Genomic DNA, 17,486 nt, shown 5'->3' with positions numbered 1-17,486 from the left:
GCTTTACAAAAGTGATGCCCACAGGCATCATCACTTGATTATCTCCACCGTTCCCCTGTTGTTCTTGTTGGTTTCATCGGTGCCATTCCAGTGTCCTCACTCTAGTTTCCGCATTCAGTTTCTCTTATGGCAGCAGTCCAACCCACGACGGCGTCAGCGGCGCCCATGCCGGGACTGGCACGGGTCCTGGTACAGGCCGGCCGCCTGACGACCGCGCAGGCGGACGCGCTGCAAAAGCGCGCGGGCACGGACAAGCAGCCCTTCATCGACGTGCTGCTCGGCAGCGGCATCATCGGCGCGCGCGACCTGGCCGCCTTCTGCTCCGAAACGTTCGCCTACCCGATGCTGGATCTGCACGCGATCAGCGTGGCCGCGCTGCCCCACAAGATCATCGACGAAAAACTGATGCAGAGCGGCCGCGTGGTGGCGCTGGCCAAGCGGGGCAACAAGATGTCGGTGGCGATTTCCGATCCCACCAACACGCAGGCGCTGGACCAGATCAAGTTCCAGACCGAATCGGCGGTGGAACCGGTGATCGTGCCGCACGATGCGCTATTGCGGCTGCTGCACGAGCTCGGCAAGAGCAGCGCCCAGCTGATGGACGAACTGGCCGGCGCGGAAAGCGAGATCCAGTTCGCCGAAGACCAGGAAGCGGCGGCAACGGAGGCGCCGGCCACCGATATCGAGGATGCGCCGATCGTGCGCTTCCTGAACAAGATGCTGATGGATGCGGTGAACATGGGCGCCTCCGACCTGCACTTCGAGCCGTTCGAGAAGTTCTACCGGATCCGCTTCCGCGTCGACGGCGTGCTGGTCGAACACGCGCAGCCGCCGATCGCCATCAAGGACAAGCTGGTATCGCGCATCAAGGTGCTGGCCCGCCTGGACATCTCGGAAAAGCGCGTGCCGCAGGATGGCCGCATGCGGCTGATCGTGTCGCCCACCAAGACGCTCGACCTGCGTATCTCCACGCTGCCTACGCTGTTCGGCGAGAAGACCGTAATGCGTATCCTCGACGCCACGCAGGCGCAGATGGGCATCGATGCGCTGGGCTACGAACCGGAACAGCGCGCGCTGCTGCTCGATGCGATCCAGCGCCCGTACGGCATGGTGCTCGTCACGGGCCCCACGGGCTCGGGCAAAACGGTGTCGCTGTACACCTGCCTGAACATCCTGAACAAGCCGGGCATCAATATCTCGACGGCGGAAGATCCGGCCGAGATCAACCTGCCCGGCGTGAACCAGGTGAACGTGAACGACAAGGCCGGGCTGACCTTCCCGGTGGCGCTGAAATCGTTCCTGCGCCAGGATCCGGACATCATCATGGTCGGCGAGATCCGCGACCTGGAAACCGCCGATATCGCCATCAAGGCGGCGCAGACGGGCCACATGGTGTTCTCCACGCTGCACACCAACGATGCGCCCTCCACGCTGACACGCCTGATGAACATGGGCGTGGCGCCGTTCAATATCGCCTCGTCGGTGATCCTGATCACGGCGCAGCGGCTGGCGCGCCGGCTGTGCGGCTGCAAGCAGCCGCTGGACATCGCCCCGGACAAGCTCATCAGCGCCGGTTTCCGCGCCGAGGAAGCCGACGGCAGCTGGAAGCCGTACGGCCCGGTGGGCTGCGAACGGTGCAACGGCTCCGGCTACAAGGGACGCGTGGGCATCTACCAGATCATGCCGATCAGCCCGGCCATCGAGGCGCTGATCCTGGCGCACGGCAACGCGATGCAGATCGCCGCCCAGGCCCAGGCCGAAGGCGTGAAATCGCTGCGCCAGTCCGGCCTGGTGAAAGTGAAGGCGGGATTGACCAGCCTGGAAGAAGTGCTGGGCTGCACCAACGAATAGGACTCAGGACAGGAATCAAGACATGGCACACGCGGGCGGTATCAAGGAATCCATCTTTGCCTGGGAAGGCAAGGACAAGACGGGCAAGACCGTGCGCGGCGAACTGCGCGCGGGCGGCGAGGCGGTCGTCAACGTGACGCTGCGCCGCCAGGGCATCATGGTCACCAAGGTCAAGAAAAAGGTGTACCGCTCCGGCAAGAAGGTCACCGACAAGGACATCACCCTGTTCACGCGCCAGCTGGCGACGATGATGAAGGCCGGCGTGCCGCTGCTGCAATCGTTCGATATCGTCGGCAAGGGGCACGCCAATCCGGCCGTGTCGAAACTGGTGATGGACCTGCGCTCGGATATCGAGACCGGCACCAGCCTGAATGGCGCGTTCCGCAAGTTCCCGCTGTATTTCGACCCGCTGTTCTGCAACCTGGTGGGCGCCGGCGAACAGGCCGGCATCCTGGAAGACCTGCTGACGCGCCTGGCGATCTACAAGGAAAAGACGCTGGCGATGAAGGCCAAGATCAAGTCGGCGCTGACCTATCCGATCGCCATTCTGGCGGTGGCATTCATCGTCACGGCCGTGATCATGATCTGGGTGGTGCCGGCCTTCAAGGAGGTGTTCACCAGCTTCGGCGCGGATTTGCCCACGCCTACCCTGGTGGTGATGTCGATCTCGGAATTCTTCGTGGCCTGGTGGTACATGATCTTCGGCGGCCTGTTCGCCGCCGTGTACTTCTTCTTCCAGGCCTGGCGCCGCTCGCTGTCCATGCAGCAGGCGATGGACCGCCTGCTGCTGAGGCTGCCGGTGTTCGGCGCCGTGATCAGGAAAGCCACCATTGCAAGGTGGACGCGCACGCTGTCGACCATGTTCGCGGCCGGCGTGCCGCTGGTCGAAGCGCTCGATTCCGTCGGCGGCGCCTCCGGCAATGCCGTCTACCTGGAAGCTACGCGAAGCATCCAGAAAGAGGTGTCCACCGGGGTCAGCCTGACGGTGGCGATGCAGAATGTGGAAGTGTTCCCCAACATGGTGACGCAGATGGTGGCGATCGGCGAGGAATCCGGCGCGCTGGACAGCATGCTGGGCAAGGTCGCCGACTTCTTCGAGGAAGAAGTCGACGAGGCGGTGGCGTCGCTGTCGTCGCTGATGGAACCGGCCATCATGGTGATCCTGGGCGTGCTGATCGGCGGCCTGGTGGTGGCGATGTACCTGCCGATCTTCAAGCTCGGTTCGGTGGTGTAAGCCCCGCTGGCCCGGGGCCCATCCGCCCCGGGCCTCAACCGCAGCAGGCCTTGAATTTCTGCCCGCTCCCGCACGGGCAAGGGTCGTTCCGGCCAACCTTGGCATGCGTCACCCGCTGCACCACCGGTGCCAGCGGGGCCTGCGGGGCCGGGTGGCGGATCGCCGGGGTACCGGCCATCCAGCCCGCCTTGCCGCGCGGCGGCGCTTCATGCCCGGAACCGCTTTCCCGTACCTGTGCCAGCGCCATGGTGCTGGCGACGAACACCCGCAGGCGCTCGTCGCGATCCGGGAAGGGCCGCCCTTCCGCGTCGAACATGAAGCGCGCCGCCACGAAATCCCTGCGTTCCTCGTCCGACATCACGCCGTGCGCCGCTTCGAGCCTGGCGATGAGGGGTGGCCCCGCCTGGAATGCCCGATCCGCGATCGGCCCGTCGTGGTCGCGCAGCGCCTTCTCGTAGACAGCCTGCACCAGGCGGCTCGCCTCGATCCATTGCCTGGGCTGCGGCTGCGACATGTACAGCTCGGCCAGGTCGAGGTAGGCCTCGTTCACCCGCAGCATGGCGCTCGCGAGAAGCTGTTCCGCCTCGCCGACGTCGCCCGGCAGCGCGCCGCGCCGGATCAGGTTGCCCACGATATGCCGCGCTTCGGGAAGCCCGGCATCGCTGGCCCGTTTCAGGTACGCCAGCGCCGCCGGCTCGTCGCTCGCGACGCCATCGCCGCGGTACAGGGCGATCCCCGCCTGGTATTGCCCGATCGGGTAGCCCGCTTCCGCGGCACGCAGGGTCAGGCCGAACGCCGCTGTCGGGTCGGCCGGCATGCCCAGGCCATCGCGGTACATGGTCGACAGCAGGGTCAGGGCCAGCGGGTGGTCCTCGGCGGCGGCCCGTTCCAGGTGCTCGCGCGCGAGTGCGAAATCCACCGGCTCGCCGTGCAGGCCGTACAGGGCGGAGCGGCCGCACCAGGCCAGCGCATCGATATCGCCATGCCGGCTGGCCAGGGCAATGAGGCTCACGCCGAGCGCGGTGAACTGCTCGCCGCGCCGGCCTTCCGACAGCGCGAGGCCATATTGGTAGCAGGCCGGCGGATAGTTCGCGTCGCTGGCGTAGCGCAGCAGGTCCAGCGCCCGGCCTTCCAGCGCGCCGAACTCGAAGCGCCTGGCAAACGACGCGAGCACGGGGTTGGGACCGGCCCCGGATTCCTCGACGCTCGTCACCCACTGCTGGCGCAGCAGCATCGCGACCTGGTACTGGTCGGCCGCGCTGTTCTCCAGCAGCGCCCGGTAGCACACTTCCTTCAGCTCATCCTTCCGCCCGTCGTCGGCGACCGCGTAGCCCGGCACCTCCGCGCCGCCGTGCTGCTGGCGAAACACGGTTTCAAGCAGGGCAATCGAGCCGGCCAGCGCCTGCCTGGCCAGCGTGGCGAAGCGCCCTTCGTCCAGCAGGCTGTCCTCGGGATGCGCGGCCGCGTTGCCCCAGCGGCGCAGGTCGTGCAGCAGCGCGCGGGTGTCGGGGTTGATCAGGCGGGCCTTGACCAGCGCCCGGATCTTTTCATCCAGGCCCAGCGGCGACTCGCGCCCGCCGGCCTGGTACAGCATGTCGCAGCACAGGCTGGCCAGCGCGCGGGTCTGGATCAGGGCGTGCCTGGGGAAGTGGTGCTGGCTGCGCTTGGCTTCGCTGTACAGCTCGGCGATGCGCGCCGAGACGCGCCGTGCAAATTCAAGATCGTCCATGTGTCGCGGTAGATGCGGCGGAAATGCCGCGCTGCCAGTGTACCGCAGTGTTCCCTTCCGGCCACGCCTGATGCCGGAAACGGGGTTCGCCGACGCCTCAATGCCGGGTCGCCGGCTGCAGCACCGGTGCACCGGCGGCGCCCGCGGCAGGTGCCAGCCTGACCCGCAGCACCGCCACCGCCGCGCACAGCATCAGCACGCCGGCGAGCCGGATCACGTTTTCCGGGTTGCCGCCCAGCAGCCCCCGGTAGTACAGCGGCAGCGTGAAGATCTGGATGATCATCGGGATCACGATGAACATGTTGAAGATGCCCATGTACACGCCGGTGCGCGCCGGCGGGATGCACCCGGCCAGCATCACGTAGGGATTGCCCATCATGCTGGCCCATGCCAGGCCGATGCCGACCATCGGGATGAACAGCAGGGCCGGTTCGCGGATCATCGGGATGGACAGCATGCAGGCGCCGGCCACCGCCACGCACGCGGCATGCATGCGCTTGGCGCCGAAGCGCCGCGTAAACGGCACCAGGGCGAAAGCGGCCAGGAAGGCGATGAAGTTGTAGAAGGCGCCGACCTGCCCGTTGAGCAGGCCCGCGTCCCGGAAGCCCTGGCTGGCCGGGTCGGTGGTGCCGTACATGGTCTGCGACAGCGACAGCATGATGTACTGCCAGTAGCAGAACATGGCATACCACTGGAATAGCTTGACGAACGCCAGCTGGCGCATGGTGGGCGGCATCTCGCGCATGGCTTGCCCGATGTCGGCCAGGACCGCGCGTATCCCGGGCCGGCCGGCGGCGCGCAAGCGGGCCAGTTCCGCGGCGTCGGGCGGCAGCTCGGGCGTAGTGCGGATCGACCACAGCACGCTGGTGATGGACATGAACGCGCCGATCAGGAACGCGGCCACCACGACTTGCGGGATATGGCTGCCGTTGGTCGCATCCTTGTCCATGCCCAGCATGACGAGCAGCGACGGCGTCAGATAGGCCAGCGTCTGGCCCAGCCCCGTGAATGCGCTCTGTGTAAGGAAACCCAGCGAATGCTGGGGCGGCGCCAGCTTGTCGCTGACGAAGGCGCGGTAGGGTTCCATGGTGACGTTGTTGGCGGCGTCCAGGATCCACAGCAGGCTGGCCGCCATCCACAGCGTGGCGCTGAACGGCATGAACAGCAGTCCCAGGCTGCACAGGATCGCGCCGACCAGGAAATATGGCGTGCGCCGGCCCCAGCGCGTGACCGTGCGGTCGCTCATCGCGCCGACCAGCGGCTGCACCAGCAGGCCGGTGACGGGGCCGGCCAGCCACAGCAGGGGCAGCGTCGCCTCGTCGGCACCCAGGTACTTGTAGATCGGGCTCATGCTGCTCTGCTGCAGCCCGAAGCTGAACTGGATGCCGAAGAAACCCACGTTCATGTTGACGATCTGCCGGAACGACAGGTGGGGTTGGTATGCCATCGCGATTGTCTCCGTCATGGTGGCGCCATGATGCGCCTGATAGGGGTGGTCCGTGTGCCCGCGCATGTTTTCCGCGCTTTTTCGGGCACATCCGGTTGTTACACGTGCTGCCCCGCTAGCGCCGCAGCCACAGCATGCTCCATGGCGCCAGCTCCACCTTGCCGGAGTAGCCGGGCCATGTACCCGCCCCCAGGGCAGGCAGGTCGACCACCATGGTGCGCTCGGAGAAGTTGAACAGGGCCAGGAAATCGTCGCCGCGCGCCAGCGCCAGCAGCGCGTCGTCCGGTACCGGCAACAGCTTGCGCGGCACATCGGCCGCCAATGCCGGGCACTGGCGGCGCTCCTCGACCAGCGCGCGCAGCGCGTGGAATACCCGTCCCGACCAGGTATCCGGATCGTCGCGGCGCGCCAGGCTGGCGTCGTCGAACACCGGCCGCTGGACCCAGCGCGTGTCGTGCGCCCGCTGCGCGTCGGTGCGATAGGCATGGTCGTTGCTCGTGCCCAGCTCATCGCCCATGTACAGCATCGGCATGCCGCCGAATGCCAGGGCCACCCCGTGCACCAGGAGCAGGCGCCGCAGCGCCATTTCGCGCGCCAGCGGCCCTTCGGCCGTCTCGAAGCCCGTCAGCGCCGCCGCCATGCCGTTGGTGGCCGTGATGGTGCCGGCCGATGGCGCGGCGGCACCGTCCTGGAAGGGCACGCCGGCGGCGTAGGTGCCGCCCTCGCCATGGAAGAAGCGCGCGACGGCGGCCAGGCGCCCGGCGGCGCCGCCCGCTTCGTCGAGCAGGATCTTCCAGCCGATATCGTCGTGGCAGCGCACATAGGTCAGCCAGCTCGCACCGGGTGGCGGATTCGGCGTGCGCGCGATCACGGCCCGCAGCAGGCCGGTTTCCTGCTCGGCCAGCGCGGCCCAGCCGGCGGCCATCAGCGTGCTGTGATAGGCCAGGTGGCATTCCGGCGTGCCGGCGTCGCCGAGGTAGGCCGGCAGGTCGCGGGTCGGCACGATGGCCTCCGCCTTCAGCAGCACGGCCGGCGCGGCGATGCCGACGATGGCGCGCAGCGCCTGCAGCAGCGCGTGCACTTCCGGCTGGTTCATGCACGCGGTTCCCTCGCGTTTCCACAGGAAGGCGGTGGAGTCGAGCCGGAACACTTCGACGCCGCGGTTCGCCAGCCGCAGCAGCGCCGCGGCGATTTCCGCCAGCACCTCGGGATTGGCGTAGTTCAAATCCCACTGGAACGGGTAGAAGGTGGTCCATACCCAGCCTTCCATGGCCGGCACCCGGGTGAAGTTGCCGGGTGCCGCTTCGGGAAACACCTGGCCGAGCGTGCTTTCGTAGCGCTCCGGCATGGCGCGGTCGGGGAACACGTGGAAGAACTTGCGCAGGCGAGCGTCGCCCGCCATCGCCCCCCGGGCCCAGGCATGGTCGTCGGCCACGTGGTTCAGCACGAAATCCGCGCACAGGCTGATGCCCGCATCGCGCAGCTGGCCGCACAGCGTTTCCAGGTCGGCCATGCTGCCCAGCGCGGGATCGATGTCGTCGAAGCTGGCCACGGCGAAGCCGCCATCGTTCTCGCCGGCCCGCGCGCGCAGGAACGGCAGCAGGTGCAGGTAGGTGACGCCCAGCGCGCGCAAGTGGCCGATGCGCCGCCCTACCCCGGCCAGGTCGCCGCCGAAGCGCGACGCATAGGCGCTGTAGCCCAGCATGTCCTGGCGCAGGAACCAGTCCGGCTCGGCGGCGCGCCGCGCGTCCAGCGCCAGCAGGTCGGCCGGGCGCGCGGCCAGCAGGCCGCCGACCGTGGCCAGCAAGGTTTCGTACCATTGGCCGAAGCCGGGGCATTCGCCATACAGGCCGGCCAGCCGCTGGTACAGCAGCGGGCCATGCTCGGCGTAGCGGCGTGCCGCGGCGGCACGCCGCGGGGCGGGAAGCGCCGCCAGCAGCGGCTCGGCGGATGGAACATCGGCAAGATCGGTCATGGAACGGGACATGTGTAAGCGGTTCAGAACGTGTACCTGGCGCTGGCCTTGATGGAACGGCCGCTGACCGAGCGCGCCGCGTGGCCGTCGCCCTCCGCCTCCGTATAGCCGGTGGCGTTGAACAGGTTGTTGGCCGACAGCGACAGCGTGACCTGGTCGGTGACGCGGTAGTTGGCGAAGGCGCTCACCGTGCGGTAAGCGGGCAGCACGAAGGTGTTCTGGTCGTCCGCCCACGACCTGCCCGTGCCGGCCAGGCTGGCGCCCACCATGGCCTTGCCGAAGTCGTACGTGGCAGCCAGCTGGTACACGGCCTTGGCCTGGCGGCGCGGCGTGTTGCCGACCAGGGCTTCGCTGCCCGGCGCGGTGGCGCTGATCTCGGCATCGGTCAGCGTCAGGCCGCCGTTGAGCTGGAAGTCGCCATGGCGCCACGCCGCCTCGACCTCGACGCCTTTCGCGTCGTAGCTGTTGGCCGTGCTGGTCTGCGTGGTCACTTCATAGTTGCTCTCGCGCGTCTTCGCATGGAAGGCCGTGACGAAGGCGCTCAGCGGGCCACTGCGCCACTTCACGCCGCCCTCGAGCTGGCGCACGGTATTGATGCTGACCGGCGCGCTGCCGTCGAGCGGCGCGCCGAACAGGATGCGGTCGGCATTGAAGGCGACGCCTTCGCTGGTGCGGGCGAACAGGGCCAGTCCGCCGGTGAGGCGGTAGTTGGCCCCCACCGAATACGAGTTGTGGCTCACGTCATAGTCGACGCGCTGCACGGTGGCGGGATCGTAGCGCAGCGCGCCGGTGGCGATATTGGCCGTGCCGTTCGCGCTTTGCCGGTCGTGGCGCACGCTGGCGTCGACGTTCAGCGCGCCGGCCTCGTAGCCCAGGTTGACATAGGGCGAGCGGTACTTGTATCGCATGTCCACGGCACGCGAGCAGCAGGCGCCGAACGCGGGACCGACCAGGCCTGGGGTGGTGCTGGCCGTTTGCAGCAACGCGGGCTTGTCGCCGATGGCCTGCATCAGGTATTCGTTGAAGTTCCACGTCAGGCCCAGGTCCTGGTTGGCGAGGTAGATGCCGCCGGTGGCCGTGAGGCGCGCACCGTCGGCCAGCTGGAAAGTGCGCGCCAGCTTCGTGTCGTTCATCACCGAGCCGGCATCGTCGATGGAGGTATTGAACACGACCGCCGAGAATGCCCGGCCCGCGTAGGCCTGGCCGGCGCGCGGCCCGGTGGCGAAGAGGTAGTCGCCCTCGGTGCCGCTGTTCCCGGCGAAGACGCCGATGAAGCGGCCGCTGTTGTTCGACTTGCGCAGCCGCTCGGTCAGGGTCCAGCCGTTGCCGAGATCGAACCGGGCTTCCAGGCCGAAGGCGGTGCTGCGCACGCGCAGGCCGTCGTTGACGTCGTGCGCTACCTGGCGGTTGTTCTTGTCGAGCGTGACGTCCGGCACCCAGTAAGGCGAGTAGAAACTGGCGGTGCGTGGGTCGATGCCATCGATCGCGGCCACCCGCCCGTCGGCGATGCGCACCGGCACCGGCAGCGCGGTCGGCGTCTGGTCGTCGAGGTGCTTCACCGACAGGCGCAGGTAGCCGTTGTCGAATTCACGGGTGATGTTGGCACGCAGCTGGCCACCCTTCTCGGTCGTGACGCCGGCATTGCGCACGCCTTCGCCGTTGCGGTAGAAGCCGCCGATGAAGAAGCGCGTGCGCGGCGCCAGCGTGCCGCCGTAGTCGGCATCGATCCGCTTCGAATCGTGGTCCAGCCCCGCTGTCAGGCCGATGCTGCCGCCCTGCTGCTCGCCGGTCTTGCCGATGAAGTTGATGATGCCGCCCGGCGCATTGGTGGCCAGCGTGGAGGCGGAGCCGCCGCGCACCACTTCCAGGTGCGACAGGCCGCCGTCGATGCGCATGAAGGCATCCGGCGTGGTGAAGTTGAAGTCGCCCGACTGCAGGATCGGCAAGCCGTCTTCCTGCATCTGCACATAGCGCGAGCCGCCCGCCGAAATCGGCACGCCGCGCACTGTCATGTTGGCATTGCCTTCGCCGCCCGAGGATTCGGACCGCACGCCGGGCACCGAACGCAGCACGTCCGCCGCGCTGGTCGGCACCGACTGGGCGATGGTGTCGGCTTCGAGCGTGCTGACCGAGACGCTCGATTTCATCTTCGACGTGCCGCCGGCCGTGCCGGTGACGACCACGCGGTTCATCTGCAAGGCGTCGTCCGCCGCCGGTGCCTCCTGGGCAAGCGCGCCGTTCATGTGCAGCAGGGCGAGCGATACCGCCGCCCCCATGCGGGTGCAAGGGAATGTCATTGTCTCCTCCGATGTTTTTGATGTGTGGCCGCGCCGCCGTGGTGGTGCGCCGGACAAATTATCACGACTTTTGCAAATCATTGCAATCGATTGCATTAGTTTATTTTTTGGGGTTGCTTTGCCACTACGCGCCAGTCTAGCTGCTGTTGTTGGCCTGATCCGGTTAGAGAAACGGCGACGCCAGGAATGGATGGGTCAGAATCCAGCTCGAATGCAAACGATTACAACCGGGTGCCAGGGAAACCAGGATATCCAACAGGAAAGATTCAGGGAGGGGATGCGGGCTGTTCGCCCGCGCTGGCGCGCACGACCAGTTCCGTGGCGAGCTGCACCGACGGGGCGGCGCCCCCTTCGATCAATGCCATCAGCGCGGCCACCATCGCGCGGCCGGCTTCGCCGATCGGCTGCCGTACGGTGCTGAGGCGGGGGTGGAACCACGCGGCCTGGGGGATATCGTCATAGCCAACGACGGCCACGTCGTCCGGCACGCGCCGGCCATGCGCACGCAGGCTGTCGATGGCGGTCATGGCCAGCAGGTCGCTGCAGGCGAACACGGCATCGCAGTCGATGCCGCGGGCGTGCAGGGTCTCGACCGCTTCCCGCCCGCCGCGGGGCAGGAACGATGTCGATACCTGCAGGCGCGGCTCCACGGCGATGCCATGCCTGGCCAGGGCTTCGCAATGGCCGCGATAGCGCTGGGCCGGTTCTGGCAGGTCGACATCGCCAAGGAAGGCGATGCGCCGGCGGCCCTGGGCGATCAGGTGCTCGGTGGCGAGCAGGCCGCCGCCGGCATTGTCGCTGCCGATGCAGCAATACAGTTGCCGCGGCAGCTGTGCGCCCCAGACCACGATCGGCACCTTGCGGGCGGCCAGCTCGTTGAGTTCCTCATGGCGGCCCCACTGGCCGACGAGGATGACGCCGACCACGCGGCCCGAATCGAAGGGCGCCGCCGCCGCGGCACCCAGCTCGTCGACGGGAACGCGCGAGAACAGCATGTCGAAGCCCTGCTCGGTGAGCGCATCGGCCAGGCTGCCCAGCATGGCCAGCAGGAACGGGTCGGTCAGGCTCTGGTGGCTCTTGCGGTCGAACGGAATCAGCACGCTGATCGAGCGGTTCTGCTTCAGGCGCAGGTTCTGCGCGCCGATATTGATCGAGTACTTCAGCGACGCGGCCAGTTCGAGGATGCGGCCGCGGGTCTCGGCGTTGACGAGCGGGCTGTTGTTCAAGGCACGCGACACGGTGGCCGTGGAAACACCGGCCAGCCGGGCGATATCGGCCATCTGCAGGCGCCGCTGCGCCACCTCGCTGCTGGAACTGTCTTGCCGTGCTTTCGCCATCTGGATTTTTCGCAATGCCCCGGGGCCGGAGGGCCGATTGTATGACACCCGGCCGCCGCGTGGAAAGCCATGCCCGCCATGCGGCCGCCGGCGATACGTCCGGCGACACGGCCGGCGGCCGGTACCGCCTCCTGCAAACCGCGGCCGGTGGTGTAAGCTCTGGTTTTGCCATCCCGCCCCGGCAGGCCGGGGATCACGGAACCCACACATGCTCGAGCAACTCTTCCTCTTTTCGCCGCCCGCCACCCTCCCCGCCGCGATCATCGCCGCCATCTTCGGCCTGCTGGTCGGCAGCTTCCTCAATGTCGTCATCTACCGGATACCGAAGATGATGCAGCGCGAATCGGACAACTACGTGGCCAGCGAATCGGGCTTGCCGCTGCCACACACGGACCGCTTCAACCTGATGGTGCCGCGTTCGGCCTGTCCTCATTGCGGCCACCGGATCACGGCGCTGGAAAACATTCCCGTCATCAGCTGGCTGGCGCTGCGCGGCAAGTGCAGCCAGTGCAAGGCGCCGATCTCGGCGCGCTATCCCGCCATCGAGGCGCTGACGGGCGTGCTGTCGGCCGCGCTGGTCTGGCAGTTCGGCAGCGGCTGGACGGGCCTGGCCACGCTGCTGTTCGCCTACCTGCTGATCGCCATGACGTTCATCGATGCCGATACCCGGCTGCTGCCGGACGACCTGACCTACCCGCTGCTGTGGGCCGGCCTGCTGGTGAACCTGAACGGCACTTTCGTGCCGCTGGGCGATGCCGTGATCGGCGCGGCCGCCGGCTACCTGTGCCTGTGGTCCGTCTACTGGGCGTTCAAGCTGCTGACCGGGAAGGAAGGCATGGGCTACGGCGACTTCAAGCTGCTCGCGGCGCTGGGCGCCTGGCTGGGCTGGATGATGCTGCCGACGATCATCCTGCTGTCGTCCGTCGTGGGCGCGGTGGTCGGCATCGGCCTGATGGTGTTCGCCAAGCGCGGCCGCGACAACCCGATTCCGTTCGGCCCCTACCTGGCCGCCGCCGGCATGATCGCGCTGCTGTTCGGCACGCAGATCGCCGCCGCCACCAGCCGGTTCCTGGGCGTGGCATGAGCGCTGGCGCGGGGAGTGACGGGAACGATACCGTCCGCAGGCGCTTCACCGTCGGCCTGACGGGCGGCATCGGCAGCGGCAAGAGCGTGGTGGCGCGGCTGTTCGCCGAGCGGGGCGTGGACATCGTCGATACCGACCAGATCGCACGCAGCCTGACCGGGCCGCATGGCGCCGCCATGCCGGCCGTGCTGGCCGCCTTCGGCGCCGACTTCGCCGATGCACACGGTGCGCTGGACCGCGTGAAGATGCGCGCGCTCGCGTTCTCCCGGCCGGAGGCCCGGCGCACGCTGGAAGGCATCCTGCACCCGATGATCCGCGATGCCGTGTTCGCCGAGAGCCTGCTGGGCACCGGCCCGTACGTGATCTTCGACATTCCTTTGCTGGTCGAGTCGGGCACGTGGCGCGAGCGCGTGGGCCGCGTGCTGGTGGTCGATTGCCCCGAAGCGGTGCAGGTGGCACGGGTGATGGCACGGAACGCGCTGCCGGAACAGCAGGTGCGTGCGATCATGGCGGCCCAGGCGCCGCGGCAGGCGCGGCTGGCTGCCGCGCACGACGTCATCGACAATGCCGGCGCACTGGACGCGCTGACACCGCAAGTCGACAGCTTGCATGCAACTTACTTAGCGATGGCTGAAGAAGCCGTACGAAACAATTAACAACGTTTGTATTTTTGCCTCGCATGCCTCAGAATCACGGGCATATTTCAGGCCCACCCACGAGGGATTCACTTTGATCGTCTATGAATATCCTTTCAACGAGCGCATCCGCACGCTGTTGCGCCTGGAGGACCTGTACGAGAAATTCAAGTTTTTCCTGAACCAGGAACATCCGTTGCAGCATCACGTGGCGCTCTCCACCATCTTCGACATGCTCGAAGTGGCCGGCCGCGCCGACCTGAAATCGGACCTGCTGCAGGAAATCGAGCGCCAGAAGCAGACGCTGATGGGCTACCGTTCCAACCCCGCCGTGCAGGCCGAGATGCTCGACGCGATCCTCGAGGAACTCGACAGCGTGTCGACCGCGCTGGTCGCTTCGCAGGGCAAGACGGGCCAGAACGTGCGCGACAACGAATGGCTGATGAGCATTCGCGGCCGCACCATCATTCCCGGCGGCGCGTGCGAATTCGATCTGCCGTCGTACTATGCGTGGCAGCAGCACCCGTTCGAACAGCGCTACCACGACATCGCCACCTGGTTCGCGCCGCTGGCGCCGCTGTGCGACGCGCTGGCCCTGGTGCTGCGGCTGCTGCGCAATTCCGGCGCGCCGAAGAAGATGATCGCCAATGCCGGCAGCTACCAGCAGATGCTGCAGGGGAAGGTATACCAGATGCTGCGGCTCACGCTCGATGAATCGCTGGGCGCAATCCCGGAAATCTCGGCCAATAAATACATGCTGTGGGTGCGTTTCACCAGCCAGGGCGGCGACTGCAAGCCGAAACCGCTGGAAGACGACGTGCCGTTCGAACTGACCCTTTGCAATTTCTGATCTTTACCTGCCATGCCAACCGTTGTCGACTGCCCCACCTGTGGCAAGAAAGTGGAGTGGAGCGAGAAAAACAAGTTCCGCCCCTTCTGTTCCGAACGCTGCAAGCAAATCGACCTGGGTGCCTGGGCCGAGGAAAAATACACCATCCCCGGCACCGCCCCTACCGATCCGCTCGAGGAAGACAAGCAATAAAGATAAGGACGGGCTGAAGCAGTTTGGATAAGCCTACCCCAAGTGCAAATTCCGGGGTCAGACCCGGCGGGTCTGACCCCAGCCCTTCGCTGTTGGGGTGAATGCATGAGCTTTCAATATGCCGTGTAACGCTTAACTTAACGGCATCAGGGACGTACCCCACTTTTCAGGCAACTGATTAACCCCGATCGATCCACTGCAGCAGCGGTATCGTGGCCGGCAACAGCGGTTCCACGCCCACCTCCCCCTGCCACGCGAACGCCTGCCCTTCCAGGCTTTGCGGTTCGCCGCGCCATTCGCGGCTGATGAAGAAGTGCAGCCGCACGTGGGCGTGTTCGTACACGTGCTCGACGCCGCACCATTCCTGCGCCGACAGCACTTCGATGCCCAGTTCTTCCATGAACTCGCGCTGCAGCGCCGCGAAGATAGTCTCGCCCGGGTCGACTTTCCCGCCGGGGAATTCCCAGTAGCCCGCATAGGGCTTGCCGGCCGGGCGCTGGCCCAGCAGCACGTCGCCGTTCGGTTTCATCAAAATGCCGACCGCGACATCGATCGGCCTGGCCGCCTCCGTCATGCCGCCGTCCCGGGGTCCACAGGGGCCACAGGGGCCACAGCGTCCATTTTCCCGGCATGGTCGCGGGCGAACTGCCAGGCCACGCGGCCCGAACGCGAGCCGCGCTGCAGTGCCCAGCGCAGGGCGTCGCCGCGCGCTTCCTCGATCTGCGCGGGGGTGCAGCCGAACGTCGACAGCCAGTGCGCGACGATGGCCAAGTAGTCGTCCTGCTTGAACGGGTAGAACGACAGCCACAGCCCGAAGCGCTCGGACAGCGAAATCTTTTCCTCGACCGTTTCGCCGGGATGCAGGTCGCCGTCCTCGTCGTGCTTGTAGCTCGTGTTGTCCGACATGCGCTCCGGCAGCAGGTGCCGCCGGTTCGACGTGGCGTAGATCAGCACATTGTCCGACTGCGCGGTGATCGAACCGTCCAGCGCCACCTTCAGCGCCTTGTAGCCGCTCTCGCCCTCCTCGAACGACAGATCGTCGCAGAAGACGATGAAGCGTTCGGGCCGGCCGGCCACCAGGTCGATGATGTCCGGCAGGTCGGCCAGGTCGGCCTTGTCGACTTCGATCAGCCGCAGGCCGCGGCCGGCGAAGCCGTTCAGGCAAGCCTTGATCAGCGACGATTTGCCGGTACCGCGCGCGCCCGTCAGCAGCACGTTGTTGGCGGGCCGGCCTTCGACGAACTGCCGCGTGTTCTGTTCGATGGCGGCCTTCTGGTTCGCCACGTTGTGCAGGTCGTCCAGCGTGATCTTCGCCGCGTGCGCGACCGGCTGCAGCCAGCCGGCCTGGCCCGCGATGCCGCTGCGCTTGCGCCAGCGGAACGCGAACGCGGCATTCCAGTCCGGCGCCGGCAGCGCTGGCGGCAGCAGCGCCTCCACGCGCGCCAGCACGCTTTCGGCACGGACCATGAACGTAGCCAATGAGGTGGCCAATGAGGTGGCCAATGAGGTGGCCAGTGAGTCTTCCAGCCCTGCCATCAGGAACGGTAATCCGCGTTGATCGACACGTAGTCGTGCGACAGGTCGCAGGTGTACACGGTGGCGGCGGCAGCGCCGCGCGCCAGTTTCACGCGCACCGTGATCTCGCTCTGCTTCATCACGCGCTGGCCGTGTTCTTCCTTGTAGTCGGGATTGCGGCCGCCGTCCTTGGCCACCCACACGTCGTCCAGCCACATGTTGATTTTCGAGACATCCAGTTCCACGCCGGCGTAGCCGATGGCGGCCAGGATGCGGCCCAGGTTCGGGTCGGAAGCGAAGAAGGCCGTCTTCACCAGCGGCGAGTGGCCGATCGAGTAGGCGATCTTGCGGCACTCCTCGACGGATTCGCCTTCTTCCACCGTGATGGTGATGAACTTGGTGGCGCCTTCGCCGTCGCGCACGATGGCCTGGGCCAGGAACACGGACAGTTCGGTGACCGCGGCCGCCAGTTCGCGGTATTCCGGCGAATCGACCGAGTTCACTTCGAGCGTGCCGGCACCGGTGGCCATCAGGATGAACGAGTCGTTGGTCGACGTGTCGCCGTCGATCGTGATGCAGTTGAACGACTTGTCGGCCGCTTCCTTGACCAGCACGTCCAGCACGGGTTGCGCCACTTTCGCATCGAACGCCAGGTAGCCCAGCATGGTGGCCATGTTCGGCTTGATCATGCCGGCGCCCTTGCTGATGCCCGTCAGCGTGACGGCGTGGCCGGCGACGGTGACGGTGCGCGAGCCGGCCTTCGGCTGGGTGTCGGTGGTCATGATGCCTTCGGCGGCATTGAACCAGTTATCGGCCTTCAGGTTCTGCACGGCGGCGGGAAGCCCGGCCTTGATCTTCGCGACCGGCAGCGGTTCCAGGATCACGCCGGTGGAGAACGGCAGCACCTGCTGCGCATCGATGCCCAGTTCGGCGGCCAGCGCATCGCAGGTGGCGCGCGCATTGGCCATGCCCGCCTCGCCCGTGCCGGCGTTGGCGTTGCCGGTGTTGACGAGCAGTGCGCGGATCGGCTTGCCGCCGGCCTTGGCCGCCGCCAGGTTGTCCTTCGAGATCTGCACGGGCGCCGCGCAGAAACGGTTCAGCGTGAACACGCCGGATACCGTGGCCCCCTCGGCCAGCTTCATCACCAGCACATCCTTGCGGTTCGGTTTCTTGATCCCGGCCTCGGCGTAGCCGATCTCGATACCGGCGACAGGTTTCAGTTCAGCAGCGACAGGAATGGGGGAATTGACGGCCATGTGATGTTCTCGTGCGGGTTGGTGAAATCGCTATTGTAATACCTGTGGCAACAGGTGGCGGCCGGCACCGGGCGAGTGCCGAAA

14 protein-coding genes are annotated in these 17,486 nt (G+C 66.8%); 6 read left to right on the top strand and 8 right to left on the bottom strand.

The window, feature by feature from the left end; genetic code table 11:
- Window positions 1–165: 165 nt before the first annotated feature.
- Both pilB and OU994_RS06935 read left to right on the top strand, forming a co-directional pair.
- Window positions 166–1,851 carry a type IV-A pilus assembly ATPase PilB gene (gene pilB / locus OU994_RS06940; protein WP_281610153.1) on the top strand — a complete coding sequence of 562 codons (1,686 nt, stop codon included), beginning with the start codon at window positions 166–168 and terminating at the stop codon, window positions 1,849–1,851.
- A gap of 22 nt (window positions 1,852–1,873) precedes the next feature.
- Complete coding sequence (locus OU994_RS06935; RefSeq protein ID WP_281610152.1) at window positions 1,874–3,085, top strand: type II secretion system F family protein; 1,212 nt, start codon at window positions 1,874–1,876, stop codon at window positions 3,083–3,085.
- 34 nt (window positions 3,086–3,119) lie between these two features.
- Here the strand turns inward: OU994_RS06935 and OU994_RS06930 are convergent, their stop codons facing one another.
- The 5 genes from OU994_RS06930 to OU994_RS06910 form a co-directional block, all read right to left on the bottom strand.
- On the bottom strand, window positions 3,120–4,814 hold the full coding sequence (locus OU994_RS06930; protein WP_281610151.1) for an SEC-C metal-binding domain-containing protein: 1,695 nt from the start codon (window positions 4,812–4,814) through the stop codon (window positions 3,120–3,122).
- A gap of 97 nt (window positions 4,815–4,911) precedes the next feature.
- Window positions 4,912–6,261, bottom strand: a complete 1,350-nt coding sequence (locus OU994_RS06925) for an MFS transporter (protein WP_281610150.1) — start codon at window positions 6,259–6,261, stop codon at window positions 4,912–4,914.
- A gap of 115 nt (window positions 6,262–6,376) precedes the next feature.
- Window positions 6,377–8,248 (bottom strand): alpha-amylase family glycosyl hydrolase, encoded by a 1,872-nt coding sequence (locus OU994_RS06920; protein ID WP_281610149.1) that lies wholly within the window; start codon window positions 8,246–8,248, stop codon window positions 6,377–6,379.
- A gap of 11 nt (window positions 8,249–8,259) precedes the next feature.
- Window positions 8,260–10,533 (bottom strand): TonB-dependent siderophore receptor, encoded by a 2,274-nt coding sequence (locus OU994_RS06915; protein WP_281610148.1) that lies wholly within the window; start codon window positions 10,531–10,533, stop codon window positions 8,260–8,262.
- Between the two features lie 266 nt (window positions 10,534–10,799).
- Window positions 10,800–11,870, bottom strand: coding sequence for a LacI family DNA-binding transcriptional regulator (locus OU994_RS06910; protein WP_281610147.1), 1,071 nt, complete (start codon window positions 11,868–11,870; stop codon window positions 10,800–10,802).
- 208 nt (window positions 11,871–12,078) lie between these two features.
- On the opposite strand from OU994_RS06910, the gene OU994_RS06905 reads away from it, so the two are divergent.
- The 4 genes from OU994_RS06905 to yacG all read left to right on the top strand — a co-directional run bounded on the left by OU994_RS06905 (window position 12,079) and on the right by yacG (window position 14,631).
- Complete coding sequence (locus OU994_RS06905) at window positions 12,079–12,954, top strand: A24 family peptidase (protein ID WP_281610146.1); 876 nt, start codon at window positions 12,079–12,081, stop codon at window positions 12,952–12,954.
- The gene (gene coaE / locus OU994_RS06900) at window positions 12,951–13,610 is read left to right on the top strand and encodes a dephospho-CoA kinase (protein ID WP_281610145.1); all 660 of its coding nucleotides are present in this window, start codon (window positions 12,951–12,953) and stop codon (window positions 13,608–13,610) included. The genes OU994_RS06905 and coaE overlap by 4 nt, the downstream gene beginning before the upstream one ends.
- 73 nt (window positions 13,611–13,683) lie before the next feature.
- Window positions 13,684–14,439 carry a cell division protein ZapD gene (gene zapD, locus OU994_RS06895; protein ID WP_131147572.1) on the top strand — a complete coding sequence of 252 codons (756 nt, stop codon included), beginning with the start codon at window positions 13,684–13,686 and terminating at the stop codon, window positions 14,437–14,439.
- A gap of 12 nt (window positions 14,440–14,451) precedes the next feature.
- On the top strand, window positions 14,452–14,631 hold the full coding sequence (gene yacG, locus OU994_RS06890) for a DNA gyrase inhibitor YacG (RefSeq protein WP_281610144.1): 180 nt from the start codon (window positions 14,452–14,454) through the stop codon (window positions 14,629–14,631).
- 178 nt (window positions 14,632–14,809) lie between these two features.
- Here yacG and OU994_RS06885 read toward each other — a convergent pair whose 3' ends face one another.
- The 3 genes from OU994_RS06885 to argJ form a co-directional block, all read right to left on the bottom strand.
- Window positions 14,810–15,205 carry an NUDIX domain-containing protein gene (locus tag OU994_RS06885; protein ID WP_281610143.1) on the bottom strand — a complete coding sequence of 132 codons (396 nt, stop codon included), beginning with the start codon at window positions 15,203–15,205 and terminating at the stop codon, window positions 14,810–14,812.
- Window positions 15,202–16,098 (bottom strand): ATP-binding protein, encoded by an 897-nt coding sequence (locus tag OU994_RS06880; RefSeq protein WP_281610142.1) that lies wholly within the window; start codon window positions 16,096–16,098, stop codon window positions 15,202–15,204. The genes OU994_RS06885 and OU994_RS06880 overlap by 4 nt, the downstream gene beginning before the upstream one ends.
- A 68-nt stretch (window positions 16,099–16,166) precedes the next feature.
- Window positions 16,167–17,402 (bottom strand): bifunctional glutamate N-acetyltransferase/amino-acid acetyltransferase ArgJ, encoded by a 1,236-nt coding sequence (gene argJ, locus OU994_RS06875; protein ID WP_281610141.1) that lies wholly within the window; start codon window positions 17,400–17,402, stop codon window positions 16,167–16,169.
- Window positions 17,403–17,486 lie beyond the last annotated feature (84 nt).

Source organism: Pseudoduganella sp. SL102 (assembly GCF_027856995.1).
Classification (GTDB): domain Bacteria; phylum Pseudomonadota; class Gammaproteobacteria; order Burkholderiales; family Burkholderiaceae_D; genus Rugamonas; species Rugamonas albidiflava.
The sequence above is the reverse complement of the archived record's forward strand: the minus strand, read 5'-3'. Positions and strand labels throughout refer to the sequence as shown.